General features: G+C 65.7%; 16 protein-coding genes. 10 read left to right on the top strand and 6 right to left on the bottom strand.

Annotation, left to right across the window (positions count from 1 at the left end):
- Positions 1-124 precede the first annotated feature (124 nt).
- From CAG41_RS14305 to CAG41_RS14290, 4 genes are read right to left on the bottom strand one after another with little or no spacing between them, the layout of a single operon-like run.
- Complete coding sequence (locus tag CAG41_RS14305) at positions 125-973, bottom strand: ChaN family lipoprotein (RefSeq protein WP_085707117.1); 849 nt, start codon at positions 971-973, stop codon at positions 125-127.
- 21 nt (positions 974-994) lie between these two features.
- Positions 995-1,762, bottom strand: coding sequence for a heme ABC transporter ATP-binding protein (locus CAG41_RS14300; RefSeq protein ID WP_085707116.1), 768 nt, complete (start codon positions 1,760-1,762; stop codon positions 995-997).
- The gene (locus CAG41_RS14295; protein ID WP_170930003.1) at positions 1,762-2,745 is read right to left on the bottom strand and encodes an iron ABC transporter permease; all 984 of its coding nucleotides are present in this window, start codon (positions 2,743-2,745) and stop codon (positions 1,762-1,764) included. Before CAG41_RS14295 ends, CAG41_RS14300 begins: the two co-directional genes overlap by 1 nt.
- Before the next feature lie 50 nt (positions 2,746-2,795).
- Positions 2,796-3,668, bottom strand: coding sequence for a hemin ABC transporter substrate-binding protein (locus tag CAG41_RS14290; RefSeq protein ID WP_085638830.1), 873 nt, complete (start codon positions 3,666-3,668; stop codon positions 2,796-2,798).
- A gap of 164 nt (positions 3,669-3,832) precedes the next feature.
- Here CAG41_RS14290 and CAG41_RS14285 point away from each other — a divergent pair, with 164 nt between their 5' ends.
- A complete protein-coding gene (locus CAG41_RS14285; protein ID WP_085584279.1) occupies positions 3,833-4,150 on the top strand; it encodes a Rieske (2Fe-2S) protein in 318 nt (105 codons plus the stop codon).
- Here CAG41_RS14285 and sfsA read toward each other — a convergent pair.
- Together sfsA and CAG41_RS14275 are read right to left on the bottom strand one after the other, a co-directional pair.
- On the bottom strand, positions 4,147-4,860 hold the full coding sequence (sfsA, locus tag CAG41_RS14280; RefSeq protein WP_085584277.1) for a DNA/RNA nuclease SfsA: 714 nt from the start codon (positions 4,858-4,860) through the stop codon (positions 4,147-4,149). The genes CAG41_RS14285 and sfsA overlap by 4 nt on opposite strands.
- Positions 4,860-6,032, bottom strand: coding sequence for a pyridoxal phosphate-dependent aminotransferase (locus CAG41_RS14275; protein WP_085584275.1), 1,173 nt, complete (start codon positions 6,030-6,032; stop codon positions 4,860-4,862). The genes sfsA and CAG41_RS14275 overlap by 1 nt, the downstream gene beginning before the upstream one ends.
- Before the next feature lie 331 nt (positions 6,033-6,363).
- Between CAG41_RS14275 and dksA the strand changes: the two genes are divergently transcribed.
- From dksA to panC, 9 genes are all read left to right on the top strand, one after another.
- Entirely contained in the window at positions 6,364-6,801 is a 438-nt protein-coding gene (dksA, locus tag CAG41_RS14270; protein ID WP_085632256.1) for an RNA polymerase-binding protein DksA, read from the top strand.
- A 181-nt stretch (positions 6,802-6,982) separates the two neighbouring features.
- Positions 6,983-7,870, top strand: coding sequence for a tRNA glutamyl-Q(34) synthetase GluQRS (gene gluQRS, locus CAG41_RS14265; RefSeq protein ID WP_170930284.1), 888 nt, complete (start codon positions 6,983-6,985; stop codon positions 7,868-7,870).
- A 77-nt stretch (positions 7,871-7,947) separates the two neighbouring features.
- Positions 7,948-8,124 (top strand): hypothetical protein, encoded by a 177-nt coding sequence (locus tag CAG41_RS28330; protein ID WP_003176118.1) that lies wholly within the window; start codon positions 7,948-7,950, stop codon positions 8,122-8,124.
- The gene (locus CAG41_RS14260) at positions 8,108-11,062 is read left to right on the top strand and encodes a sensor histidine kinase (RefSeq protein ID WP_170930283.1); all 2,955 of its coding nucleotides are present in this window, start codon (positions 8,108-8,110) and stop codon (positions 11,060-11,062) included. Before CAG41_RS28330 ends, CAG41_RS14260 begins: the two co-directional genes overlap by 17 nt.
- A 22-nt stretch (positions 11,063-11,084) precedes the next feature.
- Positions 11,085-12,521 (top strand): sigma-54 dependent transcriptional regulator, encoded by a 1,437-nt coding sequence (locus tag CAG41_RS14255; protein ID WP_085584267.1) that lies wholly within the window; start codon positions 11,085-11,087, stop codon positions 12,519-12,521.
- Between the two features lie 748 nt (positions 12,522-13,269).
- The gene (locus CAG41_RS14245; RefSeq protein ID WP_085584263.1) at positions 13,270-14,655 is read left to right on the top strand and encodes a polynucleotide adenylyltransferase PcnB; all 1,386 of its coding nucleotides are present in this window, start codon (positions 13,270-13,272) and stop codon (positions 14,653-14,655) included.
- Between the two features lie 3 nt (positions 14,656-14,658).
- The gene (gene folK / locus CAG41_RS14240; RefSeq protein ID WP_085638833.1) at positions 14,659-15,135 is read left to right on the top strand and encodes a 2-amino-4-hydroxy-6-hydroxymethyldihydropteridine diphosphokinase; all 477 of its coding nucleotides are present in this window, start codon (positions 14,659-14,661) and stop codon (positions 15,133-15,135) included.
- A 383-nt stretch (positions 15,136-15,518) separates the two neighbouring features.
- On the top strand, positions 15,519-16,319 hold the full coding sequence (panB, locus tag CAG41_RS14235) for a 3-methyl-2-oxobutanoate hydroxymethyltransferase (protein WP_085584259.1): 801 nt from the start codon (positions 15,519-15,521) through the stop codon (positions 16,317-16,319).
- Positions 16,316-17,176, top strand: a complete 861-nt coding sequence (panC, locus tag CAG41_RS14230; RefSeq protein ID WP_085638837.1) for a pantoate--beta-alanine ligase — start codon at positions 16,316-16,318, stop codon at positions 17,174-17,176. Before panB ends, panC begins: the two co-directional genes overlap by 4 nt.
- The last annotated feature ends 173 nt before the right edge of the window (positions 17,177-17,349 follow it).

Raw genomic sequence — 17,349 nt, 5'->3', positions numbered from 1 at the left:
TGGTCGCGAGACCGGTCGATATTCTGAAAGGCCCTTGGTTCGGACTCTCAGATTATCTCCTCATCAGGCTAATCACGGTTATTTGACCCGGTTTTTACCGGGTCTTTTTTTGCCTGTGGAAAAGTCATTTGCCGAACTGCTTTCGCATCTCGGCACAGTAATCCTGCGGCGGTCGGGCAGGCGTGAACCAGACATAGTCGGCCATGCTCGCCGACACTTCACTGCCCTGTTCCGCCAGCAGCAGCACCGTCGGCGCTTCCTCTGCGCCAAGATCCAGCGCATGCAGCGGCACGCCGACATCCTTGCGCGCATGAAAGGCTCCGGCGAACAGCATCGCGGGCGCAGGCGCCGCCAACAAGCGCGAGGCCATGCGCCGATCCCGCTGTTGCTGAACCGCCAGCATCGCCGGCATTTGCGAGGCCGGCAGCAAGCCGCAGTGAGAATCGGCAATCTGCTCCAGCAATTGCTTCTTGACCGGTGCAGCGTTGCTGCGGGTTCCGCTCAACGCCGGAGACTCGCGGTAGAACGCCCGAACGTCGGCGCCATCGAGATTGGCCGCCAGCAGCGGATAAGGCTGAGCGAGGGCAAACCGGACGATCGGCCCGTACAGGCTCCAGTCCCATCCATCCTGCCAGGCCAAGGCTTGGGCAAGGTCTGCGGGAGGCGCAGCGGACCTGCGCACATCATCGACCCGCGCCTGTTGCTCGGGCACCAGCATTTCCAACAGCAGGCTGCCTTGGGGGCGTTCCTTTTCCAGGTTCTGCAGCAGCCACAGCTGCAGGCCATGGTGGTCGGCATTGTCGTGCTGCTCGCCGACGATCACCCGCTGCGGCTCGCCCAGGCGTGCCAGCAGTTGCCGGGGCGTCAGCGCCTCACCGCTACGCAGGTCCCGGATTTCGCCCGTGACCGGAGGCGGTGCCACAGCCTGACAGCCGCCGAGCAACAAGATCGCCAACAACAGGATTGCGCGCATGCCTGCACCTCGTAGAACCGTTCAGCGGGCGATGATCAGCGGGTGTCCGCGCTCCGGATGCGGTTGCACCAGCACCTCCAGGCCGAACACCGCCTTGAGCGAGTCCGGCCGCAACACCTGCTGCGGCGTGTCCAGCGCCACGGGCCGTCCGCTTTCGAGCAGCAGGATGCGATCACAATAGCGCGCCGCCAGATTCAGATCATGCAGGATCACCATCACCGCCGCGCCGCGGTCGGCAAACGCCCGCACGGCCTGCAGCGTGGTGTGCTGATGCAGCGGATCGAGCATCGACGTCGGCTCGTCCAGCAGCAGGGTCTGCCCGGCCTGCCCCGGCCACAACTGCGCCAGCACCCGCGCCAGGTGCACACGCTGGCGTTCGCCGCCGGACAGCGCCAGATAGCTGCGTCCGCTCAAGTGCGCTGCATCCGCCGCCTGTAACGCCTCGATGATGATTTCATCGTCGCGCACCCGTCCGGCCTGATGCGGCAAGCGCCCCATCCCGACCACTTCCTCGACGCGGAAAGCGAACTCCAGGGTGGACACCTGCGGCAGCACCGCCAGCCGCTGGGCGCGTCGGCTGCCGCGCCACTGCGCCAATGCCACGCCCTCAAGCAGGACGTCACCGTCGTCCGGCGCCAGCTCGCCGCACAAGGCGCCGAGCAACGTGCTCTTGCCCGCGCCGTTCGGGCCCAGCACCCCCAGCACCTCGCCCGGCGCAAGCTGCAGGCTGACCCCGGCCAGCACCGTCTTGCGGCCGCGGCGGATGTGCAGATTGTCTGCGCGCAACATCAGGCCCGCCCCCGCAGCAGCAGATAAAGGAAGAACGGCGCCCCGATGAACGCCGTCACGATGCCGATCGGCAGTTCCGCCGGCGCCAGCGCCAGCCGCGCCACCAGATCCGCCAGCAACAGCAGGCTCGCCCCGGCCAGCACCGACGCCGGCAACAGCACCCGGTGATCGGGCCCGGCCAGCAGCCGCACCAGATGCGGCACCACCAGGCCGACGAAACCGATCATTCCCGCCGCCGCCACGGCCGCGCCGACGCCGAGGGCCGTGCAGAACACCAGTTCGCGCTTGAGCCGTTCGACATCGATGCCAAGATGCCCGGCCTCGGACTCCCCCAGCAACAGCGCATTCAGCGCCCGTGCCCGGCGCGGCAGCCACAAGGCCACCCCGGCGCTGATGATCAGCAGCGGCCACAAGCGTGCGTAACTGGCGCCGTTGAGGCTGCCCAGGTTCCAGAACGTCAGGGTGCGCAGGGTCGCGTCATCCGCCAGGTAAGTGAACAGGCCGACGGCCGAGCTGGCCAGCGCGGTCAGGGCGATCCCCGCCAACAGCATGGTGGCGACATTGGTCTGCCCGTTGCGCCGGCCCAGCCGGTACACCAGCGCCGTCACCCCGAGGCCGCCGAGAAACGCGCACGCCGACAACAAATAGGGGCCGAACCACTCCGGCAGCCCACCGAACAGCGAACCGCCGACAATCGCCACCGCCGCCCCCAACGCCGCGCCGCTGGACACACCGACCAGCCCCGGGTCGGCCAACGGATTGCGGAACAACCCCTGCATCGCCACGCCGGACAGCGCCAGCACCCCGCCGACCGCCAGCCCGAGCAGCGTGCGCGGCAGACGGATCTGCCAAAGGATCAGTTCGGCCTGCTCCAGCCCGTCCGCCGCCAGCGGCACGCCGAGCATGCGCAAGGCCGTGCGCAGCGTATCCAGCAACGGCAGGCTGACCGGCCCCAGCGCCAACGACAGCCAGGTCGCCGACAGGCACAACAGGATCAGGCCGATGAACAGGCCCCGGGGTTTGACCACTGGATTCATTGCCCGCCCTTGGCCGGGTAGAAACCGTCGGACAGCGCCTTCAGCGCCGCCGGCAGACGCGGCCCGAGGCCGCCGACCAGCAGCGTCGGATCCAGCTCCAGCACCCGCCCGGCCTTGGCCGCACGGCTGGCGTTGAGGATCGGGTTTTCCTTGAACAGGGCCGCCTTCGCCGCCTCGCCGTTCATCGCCCGGTCGGCGAAGACCAGTACTTCAGGATCCAGGCCCGCCAGCGACTCCACGGAAAAAGGCTTGTAGCCGGATTGCGTCGCCAGGTTGCGCCCACCGGCCTGGCGGATCATCCAGTCCGCGGCGGTGTCGGTGCCGGCGATCAGCGGTTTGCCGCCGGCATGCCCCAGGATCAGCAGCACGCCCGGAGCCTTCTGCTTCGCCTGCGCTTGAGCCACGCGCTGCTTTTGCGTATCCAGCTGCTGTTGATAATTGTGCAGCTGCTGCGCGGCCTGCTCATCGGCCCCCAGCAGCGCCCCCAGACGGTTGACGTTCTTTTCCAGGGTCGGCAGGTCAGGCTGGGCCGAGAACAGCTCCACCTGCACGCCAGAGCTGCGCACCTGGGAAATCACCGGCGGCGGGCCCATTTCCTCGGTGCCGATCAAAATCTGCGGGCGCAGGCTCAGGATCCCCTCGGCCGAAAGGCTGCGCTGATAGCCGATGCTCGGCAGCGCCTTGAGCGATTCCGGATGCTGGCTGGTGGTGTCGACGCCCACCAATTTGGCCTCGCCGCCCAACGCGCTCACCCATTCCGACAAGGCCCCGCCGGCGCTGACCCAGCGTTGCGGCAAGTCCGCCGCCCCTGCCAGGTGGCTGACGAACAGTCCGGTGCACAGCACGGCGATGCGGGTACTCAGGCGCATGAACAGCTTCCTTGAACAGGTTTTTCCGGGCATCGCGACGCGAGGACAAGTATCCTCGGCATCGGGTCGCCAGGCGGCGGACGAAGGCGGCCATTTGATAATTGTTTGCATTTGAACGTCAAGCTCGGACACATCCGGACACGAGCCGACATTTGAGGATAGCCATGAAGTTTCTGTGCGCGGGCGCCGAGCTGGCCGAGGCCGGCAGCCGCGGTTTCGATATCGAAGGGAAAAGGCTGTTCGCGGTGCGCCGCAGCGGCCGGGCCTATGTCTACCTGAACCGCTGCCCGCACCGGGGCGTGGGGCTGGAATGGCACCCGGACCGTTTTCTCGACCCGAGCAACAGCCTGATCCAGTGCGCTACCCACGGCGCGCTGTTTCTGATCGAGGACGGCGAATGCGTCTCCGGCCCCTGCGCCGGACAGGCGCTGACCGCCATCCCCTGCCGCGAAGACGCCCAAGGGCTGTGGGTCGACCTCTAGCCGTCGAGCAAGACGTCCAACCGGCGGTCGATCACCATCTGCTGATGATCCAGCCGCACGCCATAGGCCAGCACCTCGACCCCGCAGGCCACCGCCTCGCGCAGGGCATCGGCGTAGCCCGGATCGATTTCACGGGCCGGGCGCACCGCGTCGATGCCGCTGAGATTGACGCAATACAGCTGCACCGCCCGGATGCCGTCCCGGGCCAGGTGCGCGAGCTCGCGCAGGTGCTTGGCGCCGCGCTCGGTCACCGCATCGGGAAACGCCGCCACCGCCGTGCCGTCGAAGCCCAGGGTGACGCTCTTCACTTCCACGTAGGCCGGCCCTTGCGGGTAGTCGAGACGAAAATCGATCCGGCTCTTTTCCTGACCGTAAGCGACTTCGCGCTTCAGCGCGGTAAACCCGTTCAGCTCGCGGATCACTCCGGCCTGCAACGCCTCCTCGACCAAGGCATTGGCCCGCCCGGTGTTCACGCAGAACCGCCGGCCCTGCGGGGTTTCGCCGATCTCCCAGGTGCCGGGCAGCTTGCGCTTGGGATCGTTGGAGCGACTGAACCAGACCTGCCCGCCCTCCACCAGGCAATTGAGCATCGAGCCGGTGTTCGGACAGTGGAGCGTCAACGACTCACCGCCGACCGTCTCGACATCGGCGAGAAACCGCTTGTAGCGCCGGATCAGCCGCGCCTCTTCGAGGGGAGGATGAAAGCGCATCAGCCTTGCCAGCTCTTCAGGCCGCGGGCGATCCGATCCACCGCTTCTTGCAGGCGCGCAAGGTTTTGCGTGTAGGCGAACCGCACGTGATGGCCGGCCTGATGACGGCCGAAGTCCAGCCCCGGCGTGAATGCCACATGCTCGGTCTCAAGGAAATGCCGGCAGAACGCGAAGGCATCGCCGCCGAACCGGCTGATGTCGGCGTACAGGTAGAACGCCCCTTCCGGCTCCACGGCGATGTTGAAGCCCAATTCGCGCAGTGCCGGCAGGAGGAAATCCCGACGGCGGCCGAACTCGGCGCGGCGTTCCTCGAGGATGGCGATGGTATTGGGCTCGAAGCACGCCAGCGCGGCTTGCTGGGCGATGCTCGGGGCACTGATGTAGAGGTTCTGCGCAAGCTTCTCCAGCTCGCCGACCGCCGCCTGCGGCGCCACCAGCCAGCCGAGGCGCCACCCGGTCATGCCGAAATACTTGGAAAAACTGTTCAGGACAAAAGCACTGTCATCCACTTCAAGGACGCTGGCAGCGTCGGTGCCGTAGGTCAGGCCATGATAGATCTCGTCCACCACCAGATGGCCGTGGCGCGCCTTGACCGCCGCGGACAGCGCCGCCAGCTCGTCGCGGCTCAGCACCGTGCCGGTGGGGTTGGCCGGCGAGGCGACCAGCGCGCCGACGCTGTCGTGGTCCCAATGACGGTCGACCAGGTCCGGCGTCAGCTGATAGCGCACCTCGGGGCCGACCGGCACCAATTGCGCCGCGCCTTCGACCAGCCGCAGGAAATGCCGGTTGCACGGGTAGCCGGGGTCGGCCAGCAGCCAATGCTTGCCCGGATCCACCAGCAAGGCGCTGGCCAGCAGCAGTGCGCCGGAACCGCCGGGCGTGATCAGAATGCGCTGCGGATCGATGTCCAGGCCATGGCGCTGGCGGTAGAAGCCGGCGATCGCCTCGCGCAGCTCGGGAATGCCCCTGGCGGCGGTGTAGCGGGTTTTCCCTGCCTCCAGCGCCGCCTGCCCGGCGCGGATGATCGGCTCGGCGGTGGTGAAGTCCGGCTCGCCGATCTCAAGGTGGATCACGTCGTGGCCGGCGGCCTGGAGCTCGTTGGCCCGCGCCAGCAGCGCCATGACATGAAACGGTTCGATCGCACGACTGCGCGCACTGTAGGACTGAGCCATCGGCCTTGCTTCCCAGGGAAAAGAAGCGATTCTACCCACGTCGCGGAACGGTCGAGAACCCGCAGCGGTCAGAACCTCTGAGACTCTGGACTGTAACGAGCCATACGTATGCTCCAGGATTGACTAAAATCAGTGATTGATCAGGTCTCCAGCACCACCGGACACGGCCTGGCAAACATTTGCAGGCGCCACCGGCCGCGGGCTCGACATCCGGGAGTGGCGCGGGCCGAATTGATCTGGTAAGTTCGCCCGCTTGCAGCCGCAGGGCCGGCAGGTGTCGGTGATGGAGCAATCCTGCGCAATGGATTACAAGAGTAGAGGCGGTCCATTCATGCCCACCCAAGCAAAGCAACAACCGACGATCAGCGGTTTCGAACCTTACGTTCCGGCCGAAGGCGAGGAGTACATGGGCGCCCCCATGCGCGCTCACTTCACCAAGCTTTTGATGAGCTGGAAAAAAGAGCTGATGGAAGGGGTCGACAAGACGGTAGACCACATGAAGGATGAGGCTGCCAACTTCCCGGACCCGGCCGACCGTGCCAGCCAGGAAGAAGAGTTCGCCCTCGAGCTGCGCGCCCGCGACCGCGAGCGCAAGTTGATCAAGAAGATCGACAAGACCCTCGAACTGATCCAGGACGAAGAGTACGGCTGGTGCGAGTCCTGCGGCATCGAGATCGGCGTCAAGCGCCTCGAGGCCCGTCCTACCGCCGACCTGTGCATCGACTGCAAGACCCTGGCGGAAATCAAGGAAAAGCAGGTCGGCAAGTAATCCCGGCCCGAGCAGAGAACGGAGCGTGCGAACGCTCCGTTTTCGTTTCCGCTCCTGAACCTGCGACAACGCAGCGTCAGCCCCGTCCTATGCTGAACGAAACATCGCATCCGCGGACAAGCCCGCTCCCGCAGCGAGTCGGCGCAAGCCTGGAACCCGTATCGCCATCCCCATGACCGCCATGACCTCCCCTGCCTACATCGGCCGCTTCGCCCCCACCCCCAGCGGACACCTGCACTTCGGCTCGCTGGTGGCCGCCCTCGCGTCCTATCTGGATGCGCGCTCGGTCGGCGGCCGCTGGCTGGTGCGCATGGAGGATCTCGATCCGCCCCGGGAAGAACCCGGCGCCCAGGCCGCGATCCTCGAGGCTTTGGAGCGCTACGGCTTCGAATGGGACGGCGAGATGGTGCGCCAGAGCGACCGCCACGACGCCTACGCCGAAGTGCTCAACCGCCTGTTCAATCAAGGCCTGGCCTACGCCTGCACCTGCTCGCGCAAGCAACTGGAGCCCTACGGCGGCATCTACCCGGGGCTGTGCCGCAATGCCGGCCATGGCCAGGAGGACGCGGCGATCCGCGTGCGCGTGCCGGAGCTGGAGTACCGCTTCACCGACCGCGTGCAGGGCGAGTTCCGCCAGCACCTGGGCCGCGACGTCGGCGACTTCGTGATCCGCCGCCGCGACGGTCTCTACGCCTACCAACTGGCCGTGGTGCTGGACGACGCCTGGCAGGGCATCACCGACATCGTGCGCGGCGCCGACCTGCTCGACTCCACACCGCGCCAGCTCTACCTGCAGGAACTGCTGGGCCTGCGCCAGCCGCGCTACCTGCACCTGCCGCTGATCACCCAGCCGGACGGCAACAAGCTCGGCAAGTCCTACCGCTCCCCGCCGCTGACCGCCGACCAGGCAACGCCCCTGCTGCTCAGGGCCCTGCGGGCGCTGGGCCAGGAACCCGGCCCGGAACTGGCCGACGCCACCCCGCAGGAACTGCTGGCCTGGGGCTGCGCCCACTGGGACGCCGCGAAAATCCCGCGCACACTGACATTGCCCGAAGCACAACTGCTGTGACGGCACTTGCAGTGGCGCGCCCATCCGTTACCATCGCCGCACGTTTTCGGGTACGCGCATAAAAAAGAGAGGCCGGGATGTACATCTATCGCTTGGTCCTGCTTCTGGTCGTGGGGATCTACCTGTTTTCGCCGGCCATCATGGATTGGTGGATCGACGCCACGGGCGCCTGGTATCGCCCTTATCTGCTGTGGCTGATCCTGATCGTCGTGACCTTCATCCTGCAGAGCCAAAAAGATGCCGATGAGCTTTAGCCTGACCCAGATGCTGCTGATCAGCGCCGCCTACCTGGCCGCCCTGTTCGGCGTGGCCTGGATCAGCGAACGGGGCATGATCCCGCGGGCGATCATTCGCCATCCGCTGACCTACACCCTGTCGCTGGGGGTCTATGCCAGCGCCTGGGCGTTCTACGGCACGGTCGGCCTGGCCTATCAGTACGGCTACGGGTTCCTGTCCAGTTACCTGGGGGTCTCCGGCGCGTTCCTGCTGGCGCCGGTGCTGCTGTACCCGATCCTCAAGATCACCCGCACCTATCAGCTGTCGTCGCTGGCGGACCTGTTCGCCTTCCGTTTCCGCAGCACCTGGGCCGGCGCGCTGACCACGATCTTCATGCTGATCGGCGTGCTGCCGCTGCTGGCGCTGCAGATCCAGGCCGTGGCCGACTCCATCGGCACCCTCACCGGCGAGCCGGTGCAGAACCGCGTGGCCCTGGCGTTCTGTGCGCTGATCATCCTGTTCACGATCTTCTTCGGTTCCCGGCACATCGCCACCCGCGAGAAGCACGAAGGCCTGGTGTTCGCGATCGCCTTCGAGTCGGTGATCAAGCTGGTGGCCCTGGGCGGCGTCGGCCTCTACGCGCTGTACGGCGTGTTCGACGGCCCGCAGCAGCTGGAACTGTGGCTGCTGCAGAACCAGACCGCCCTCGCCGCCCTGCACACGCCGCTGCAGGAAGGCCCGTGGCGCACCCTGCTGCTGGTGTTCTTCGCCTCGGCCATCGTGATGCCGCACATGTATCACATGACCTTCACCGAGAACCTCAACCCGCGCTCGCTGGTGAGCGCGAGCTGGGGCCTGCCGCTGTTCCTGCTGCTGATGAGCCTGGCGGTGCCGCTGATCCTCTGGGCCGGGCTCAAGCTGGGCGCCACCACCAACCCCGAATACTTCACCCTCGGCATCGGCATCGCCGCCGACAGCAAGGCGCTGGCGCTGCTGGCTTACGTCGGCGGCCTGTCGGCGGCCAGCGGGCTGATCATCGTCACCACCCTGGCCCTGTCCGGGATGGCGCTCAACCACCTGGTGCTGCCGCTCTACCAGCCGCCGGCCGAAGGCAACATCTACCGCTGGCTGAAATGGACGCGGCGGGCGCTGATCGTCGCGATCATCATGGCCGGCTTCTGCTTCTACCTGATGCTCGGCCCGGGCCAGGATCTAGCCAACCTCGGCATCGTGGCCTTCGTCGCCACCCTGCAGTTCCTGCCCGGCGTGCTGTCGGTGCTGTACTGGCCGACCGCCAACCGGCGCGGCTTCATCGCCGGCCTGCTGGCGGGGATCATGGTGTGGGTGGTGACCATGCTGCTGCCGCTGGTCGGCAACCTGCAAGGCTTCTACATCCCGCTGCTGAACATGATCTACGTGCTGGACGACACCAGTTGGCACATGGCGGCCATCGCCTCGCTGGCCGCCAACGTCCTGATGTTCACCCTGATTTCGCTGTTCACCAACGCCAGCCCCGAAGAGGCCAGCGCCGCCGAAGCCTGCGCGGTGGACAACGTGCGCCGTCCGCAGCGCCGGGAACTGCACGCCGCCTCGCCGCAGGAATTCGCCACGCAGCTGGCCAAGCCGCTGGGCGCCAAAGCCGCGCAGAAGGAAGTCGAACAGGCCCTGCGCGACCTCTACCTGCCGTTCGACGAGCGCCGCCCCTACGCCCTGCGCCGCCTGCGCGACCGCATCGAAGCGAACCTGTCCGGCCTGATGGGGCCGAGCGTGGCCCAGGACATGGTGGAAACCTTCCTGCCCTACAAGGCCGGCGGCGAAAACTACGTCACCGAAGACATCCACTTCATCGAAAGCCGCCTCGAGGACTACCACTCCCGCCTCACGGGGCTGGCCGCCGAACTCGACGCCCTGCGCCGCTACCACCGCCAGACCCTGCAGGAGCTGCCGATGGGCGTCTGCTCGCTGGCCAAGGATCAGGAGATCCTGATGTGGAACAAGGCGATGGAGGAACTGACCGGCATCGCGGCGCAACGGGTGGTCGGCTCGCGCCTGGGCACCATCGCCAACCCGTGGAAAGAACTGCTGCAAGGCTTCATCAACGTGCCGGACGAGCACCTGCACAAGCAGCACCTGGCCCTCGACGGCCAGACCCGCTGGCTGAACCTGCACAAGGCGGCGATCGACGAACCGCTGGCGCCGGGCAACAGCGGCCTGGTGCTGCTGGTCGAGGACCTGACCGAAACCCAGATGCTCGAAGACAAGCTGGTGCACTCCGAACGCCTGGCCAGCATCGGTCGGCTGGCGGCCGGCGTGGCCCACGAAATCGGCAACCCGATCACCGGCATCGCTTGCCTGGCGCAGAACCTGCGCGAGGAGCGCGAAGAGGACGGCGAACTGACGGAAATCAGCGGCCAGATCCTCGAACAGACCAAACGCGTGTCGCGCATCGTCCAGTCCCTGATGAGCTTCGCCCACGCCGGCAGCCATCAGCACAGCGACGAACCCGTCTGTCTGGCGGAAGTGGCGCAGGACGCCATCGGTCTTCTAGCCTTGAACCGGCGCAACTTCGAGGTTCAGTTCTTCAACCTGTGCGACCCGGACCATTGGGTCGAAGGCGACCCGCAGCGGCTCGCCCAGGTATTGATCAACCTGCTGTCCAACGCCCGTGACGCCTCGCCCGCCGGCAGTGCGGTGCGGGTGAGGAGCGAAGCCTACGAACACACGGTCGACCTGATCGTGGAAGACGAAGGCAGCGGCATCCCGTCGAGCATCATGGACCGATTGTTCGAACCTTTCTTCACCACCAAGGACCCTGGCGAAGGCACCGGCCTGGGCCTTGCACTGGTCTATTCCATCGTTGAAGAGCATTATGGACAAATCACCATCGACAGCCCGGCTGATGTACAGAGCCAGCGCGGCACCCGTATCCGGGTGACTTTGCCGCGTCATGTCGAAGCGACGTCCGCTGTGAACTGAGACCGTCGAGAGTATCGAATCAATGCCGCACATTTTGATCGTCGAAGACGAAACCATCATCCGCTCCGCCTTGCGCCGCCTGCTGGAACGCAACCAGTACCAGGTCAGCGAAGCCGGTTCAGTGCAGGAAGCACAAGAACGCTTCAGCATTCCCACTTTCGACCTGATTGTCAGCGACCTGCGACTTCCGGGCGCGCCGGGCACCGAGCTGATCAAGCTCGGCCAGGGCACCCCGGTGCTGATCATGACCAGCTACGCCAGCCTGCGCTCGGCCGTGGACTCGATGAAGATGGGCGCGGTCGACTACATCGCCAAGCCCTTCGACCACGACGAGATGCTCCAGGCCGTGGCCAGGATCCTGCGTGACCGCCAGGCCGCCCCCGCCGCCGGCGAAGCCGTCGCGGGCAAGTCCGCCAACGGCAGCGGCAAGGCCGCCGTCGATGCGGGCAACGGCGAGATCGGCATCATCGGTTCCTGTCCGCCGATGCAGGATCTGTACGGCAAGATCCGCAAGGTCGCGCCGACGGACTCCAATGTGCTGATCCAGGGCGAGTCCGGCACCGGCAAGGAACTGGTGGCCCGGGCCCTGCACAACCTGTCCAGGCGCGCCAAGGCACCGATGATCTCGGTGAACTGCGCCGCCATCCCGGAAAGCCTGATCGAGTCCGAACTGTTCGGCCACGAGAAAGGCGCGTTCACCGGCGCCAGCGCCGGCCGCGCCGGCCTGGTGGAAGCGGCGGACGGCGGCACGCTGTTCCTCGACGAGATCGGCGAACTGCCGCTGGAGGCCCAGGCCCGCCTGCTGCGCGTGCTGCAGGAAGGCGAAATCCGCCGGGTCGGTTCGGTGCAGTCGCAAAAGGTCGATGTGCGCCTGATCGCCGCGACCCACCGGGACCTCAAGAACCTGGCGAAGATCGGCCAGTTCCGTGAAGACCTGTACTACCGCCTGCACGTGATCGCCCTGAAGCTGCCGGCCCTGCGCGAGCGCGGCGCCGACGTCAACGAAATCGCCAACGCATTCCTCGCCCGCCAGAGCGCCCGGATCAACCGCACCGACCTGAAATTCGCCGCGGACGCCGAACAGGCGATCCGTCACTACTCCTGGCCGGGCAACGTGCGGGAGCTGGAGAACGCGGTGGAACGCGCGGTGATCCTGAGCGAGAGCCCGGAAATCTCCGCCGACCTTTTGGGCATCGACATCGAGCTGGGGGACCTGGAGGAGGACGAATTCATCGGCCTGCCGGCGCAAGCGGCCGCCAGCGCACCCACCAACAGCCACGAGCCGACCGAAGACCTGTCGCTGGAGGACTACTTCCAGCACTTCGTCCTCGAGCATCAGGACCACATGACCGAGACCGAACTGGCGCGCAAGCTGGGCGTCAGCCGCAAGTGCCTGTGGGAACGCCGTCAGCGCCTGGGCATTCCGCGGCGCAAGACCGGGGCCACCAGCGAGAGCTGAACGTTACCTGTCGAGCGTGCGGGTAACCGTTGAAAGGCTGAGAAAACTGTTACCTCAGCCATTTCACGTAACAGAAGCCGGGGTTATCGGTAACGAAACCCCGGCTTTTTTTCGCCCTCAAAAACCTGCCAGACCGTCCCAACCCCTTGTTTTACTGGGGTTTGCAAAAGTTGGCACGGCACCTGCTATATGTTTGGTACAAGAACAATAACAAGCAATGCATAAGACAATAAAAATAAGACGAATCGACTCACGCACAATAAAAACAAGACGGCGAGAGGCGCAGCTAACTGATTCTTTTGGAGAGGCGTTGTATTTGGGATTCGTCCCACGACCAGGCCGAGAACAACAAAAACTGTCTTGAGACAGAGCCTGTACTGGTTGGATCGCAAGATCACTGCAACTCAGCGACCAAAGCAATCCGTTTGCTCTTGGCTCCCGAATGGGAGGGTCATGAAGGGAAAACCTCATGACGAGGGCGCTCAACAAAAACAAGAAGCCCGAATCAAAAATAAAAAGAGCACGCAACTACTTCTTGGGGAGCTTCGGCTCCCCTTGTAGTTTCTGTCACCTTGACGTCCGCCCTGGCGATCCCCCTCCAGAAATTGCGGCTCCGAACGCCCTAGACGGCGGCCTGCAGCTCAAATCCGCTGCGTCCTACACCATTCGCCGACTAAATGCTAGAATCCCCGCCCATCATGCGGCCATTCCCCGGTAAGGCCGAACATTCCTTCAAACAGTGCATCCCATGCTGAAGAAGCTGTTCCAGTCATTTCGAACGCCCCTGCGTCGTACGCAACAACACATCCGCAGCACGCCTGAAGTCCTCAACAGCGGCCAGCACTCGCTGCAGAAGGCGCAATTCAGCCGTTATGCGGTCAACATCGTCGAACGTCTGCAGAGCGCCGGCTACCAGGCCTACCTGGTCGGCGGCTGCGTGCGCGACATGCTGCTGGGCATCACGCCCAAGGACTTCGACGTGGCCACCAGCGCCACCCCTGAGCAGGTCCGGGCCGAATTCCGCAATGCGCGGATCATCGGCCGCCGCTTCAAGCTGGTGCATATCCATTTCGGCCGCGAGATCATCGAGGTCGCGACCTTCCGCGCCAACCACCCGCAAAACGAAGACGACGAAGACAGCAACCAGTCCTCGCGCAACGAAAGCGGGCGCATCCTGCGCGACAACGTCTACGGCACCCTGGAGGAGGACGCGCAACGCCGCGACTTCACCATCAACGCCCTGTACTACGATCCGGTCAGCGAGCGCATCCTCGACTACGCCAACGGCGTGCACGATATCCGCAACCACCTGATCCGCCTGATCGGCGACCCGGTGCAGCGCTACCAGGAAGACCCGGTGCGGATGCTGCGGGCCGTGCGCTTCGCCGCCAAGCTCAATTTCGGCATCGAGAAGCACACCGTCCAGCCGATCCGCGACCTGGCGCCGATGCTGCGCGAGATCCCGTCGGCCCGCCTGTTCGAGGAAGTGCTCAAGCTGTTCCTCTCCGGCCACGGTGCGATCACCTATGAAATGCTGGTCGACCTGCAATTGTTCGAACCGCTGTTCCCGGCCAGCGCCGACGCGCTGGAGCACAACCCGGAATACACCCACACGCTGATCAGCGAAGCCCTGACCAACACCGACCTGCGGATCAAGCAGAACAAACCGGTGACCCCGGCATTCCTGTTCGCCGCCCTGTTGTGGCCCGCCCTGCCGGCCCGCGTGCTGCGTCTTCAGGAACGGGGCATGCCGCCGATTCCGGCGATGCAGGAAGCGGCCCACGAACTGATCGCCGAACAGTGCCAGCGCATAGCCATTCCGAAGCGTTTCACGATGCCGATACGCGAGATCTGGGACATGCAGGAACGCCTGCCGCGGCGCAGCGGCAAACGCGCCGACCTGCTGCTGGACAACCCGCGTTTTCGCGCCGGCTACGACTTCCTGCTGCTGCGCGAAAGCGCCGGCGAGCAGACCGACGGCCTGGGCGAGTGGTGGACCGATTACCAGGACGCCAACGACAGCGGGCGCCGGGACATGATCCGCGAACTCAGCGGCAAGGACGACGGCACCGGCGGCGCACCGCGCAAGCGCCGGCGCAGCAACGCCAAGCGCAAGAGCGCAGCGGGCGAATAAGGCATGGAACGCATCTACATCGGCATGGGCAGCAACCTGGCTGCCCCGGCCGAGCAATTGCGCAGCGCGGTCGACGCGCTGGCGCACCTGCCCGCCACCGACCTGGCCGGCGTTTCGGCGTTCTACCAGAGCGATTCGCTGCTGCCGGGCCAACCGCGCTACACCAACGCGGTCGCGGCGCTGGACAGCTCGCTCTCCCCGCTGGAACTGCTCGACGCCCTGCAAGCCATCGAAAACGATCAGGGCCGCGAACGCCTGGAACGTTGGGGCCCGCGCACGCTGGACCTGGACATCCTGCTGTTCGGCGACCGACTGATCGACGAGCCCCGCCTCAAGGTGCCGCACTACCACATGCAGGAACGCGCGTTCGTCCTGTACCCCCTGGCGGAGCTGGCGCCGCAGGACTTGCGCCTGGCCGACGGCCGCACCCTGGCCGCGCTGCTGGCGGCCTGCCCGTTCATCGGCCTCGAACGCCTCTGACGGATTCCCCTGCCTCAGCCCGGGGCTGCCTGGGCTGACGTCACCGCCAGCAGGTTGGCTCCCACAGGGATCACTGCCGACGCCCCCGCCGCTCCCCGCAACTGCCTTTTTTGTAGGACAAAAATTCGGCAACCCAGACCCGCCGCAGCGCTGAATCGCATCAGTAACGCCGGTAACACTCCCGTCGTAACAATGCGGTAACACACGTAATTGACTTCCTGGGTTCTCATCACGACTATAGGCGTCCCGCTGCCGCCAACCCGGCGCACAAGGGCGCAATCCAGGCCTTATAAGCACGACAAAAGAGCGTGCGCCTGAATAGATGACGAATCACGCGCGTTACCCGCAGCAGTTTCCAATGCGCCTGAACGAGGATTTCTTACATGCCAGCCATCACCCTGACCACGCTCCAGAGCCTCAAGCAGAAAGGTGAAAAGATCACCATGCTGACCTGCTATGACGCGACCTTCGCCCACGCCTGCAACGAGGCCGGTGTCGAAGTGCTGCTGGTGGGCGATTCCCTCGGCATGGTCTTGCAGGGCCACGACAGCACCCTGCCGGTGACCACTGCGGAAATGGCCTACCACGTCGCCAGCGTCAAGCGCGGCAACACCGATGCCCTGATCCTCGCGGACCTGCCGTTCATGGCCAACGCCACCCTGGAACAGACCATGACCAACAGCGCGATGCTGATGCAGGCCGGCGCGCACATGGTCAAGGTCGAGGGCGCCCTGTGGCTCGCGGAGTCGATCCGCCTGCTGGCCGAGCGCGGCGTTCCGGTGTGCGCGCACATGGGCCTGACCCCGCAGGCCGTGAACATCCTCGGCGGCTACAAGGTGCAGGGCCGCAACGAGAACCAGGCGCGGCAGATGCGCGCCGACGCCATCTCGCTGGAGCAGGCCGGCGCGGCCATGCTGCTGCTCGAATGCGTGCCGAGCGAACTGGCCGCCGAAATCAGCCAGGCGGTGAAGATCCCGGTGATCGGCATCGGCGCCGGCAGCGCCACCGACGGCCAGGTGCTGGTGCTGCACGACATGCTTGGCCTGTCGATCAGCGGCCGCGTGCCGAAGTTCGTGAAGAACTTCATGCACGGCCAGGACAGCATCCAGAACGCCCTGAAGGCCTACGTCACTGAAGTCAAAGCCGCCACGTTCCCTGGCGTCGAACACGGATTCTCCGCATGAACACCGTCAAAACCGTACGTGAACTGCGCGCCGCCGTGGCCCGCGCCCGCAGCGAAGGCAAGCGCATCGGCTTCGTGCCGACCATGGGCAACCTGCACAGCGGCCACATCGCGCTGATCACCAAGGCCACCCAGCGCGTGGACTTCGTGGTCGCGAGCATTTTCGTCAACCCGCTGCAGTTCGGCGCCGGCGAAGACCTCGACAAGTACCCGCGCACCCTGGCGGCAGACCAGGAAAAACTGCTGGAAGCCGGCTGCGACCTGCTGTTCGCCCCGACCGTCGAGGAAATGTACCCCGACGGCATGGCCGGACAGACCCGAGTCAGCGTCCCGCAATTGTCCGAAGGACTGTGCGGCGCCAGCCGTCCGGGGCATTTCGAAGGCGTGGCGACGGTGGTCAGCAAGCTGTTCAACATGGTGCAGCCGGACCTGGCGATCTTCGGCCAGAAGGACTTCCAGCAACTGGCGGTGATCCGCGCGCTGGTGCATGACCTGAACATGCCGATCCAGATCATCGGCGAGCCGACCGTGCGGGCCGCCGACGGCCTGGCGCTGTCCTCGCGCAATGGCTTCCTCAGCGAAGAGCAGCGCGCCGTGGCGCCGGTGGTCTACCGCACCCTGAGCGCCATCGCCGAGTCGATCAAGCAAGGCGAGCGCGATTTCCCGGCCCTGATCCAGGCACAGCTCAAGCAACTGGAAGCGGCGGGCCTGCGTCCGGACTACCTGGAGATCCGCCACGCCCTGACCCTGCGCCCGGCCACGGCAGACGACCGCGACCTGGTGATCCTGGTGGCCGCGTTCCTCGGCACCACCCGCTTGATCGACAACCTGCACCTGAACCTCGACACCCCGGCCTGAGCGCCGTCATCCTTTGTGGGAGCGGGCTTGCCCGCGATGGCCATCCGTCCGCCATCGCGAGCAGGCCCGCTCCCACATTGTTTTGCGGCGACCGAAAATCCTGCATCCGCCCACGCCCCCTGTGGGAACCCGCCTGCTGGCGATGGCATCGGCGAAGACGCACCGAGAGCCAG

Source organism: Pseudomonas sp. B35(2017) (assembly GCF_002113645.1).
Lineage (GTDB): Bacteria > Pseudomonadota > Gammaproteobacteria > Pseudomonadales > Pseudomonadaceae > Aquipseudomonas > Aquipseudomonas ekonensis.
The sequence above is the reverse complement of the archived record's forward strand: the minus strand, read 5'-3'. Positions and strand labels throughout refer to the sequence as shown.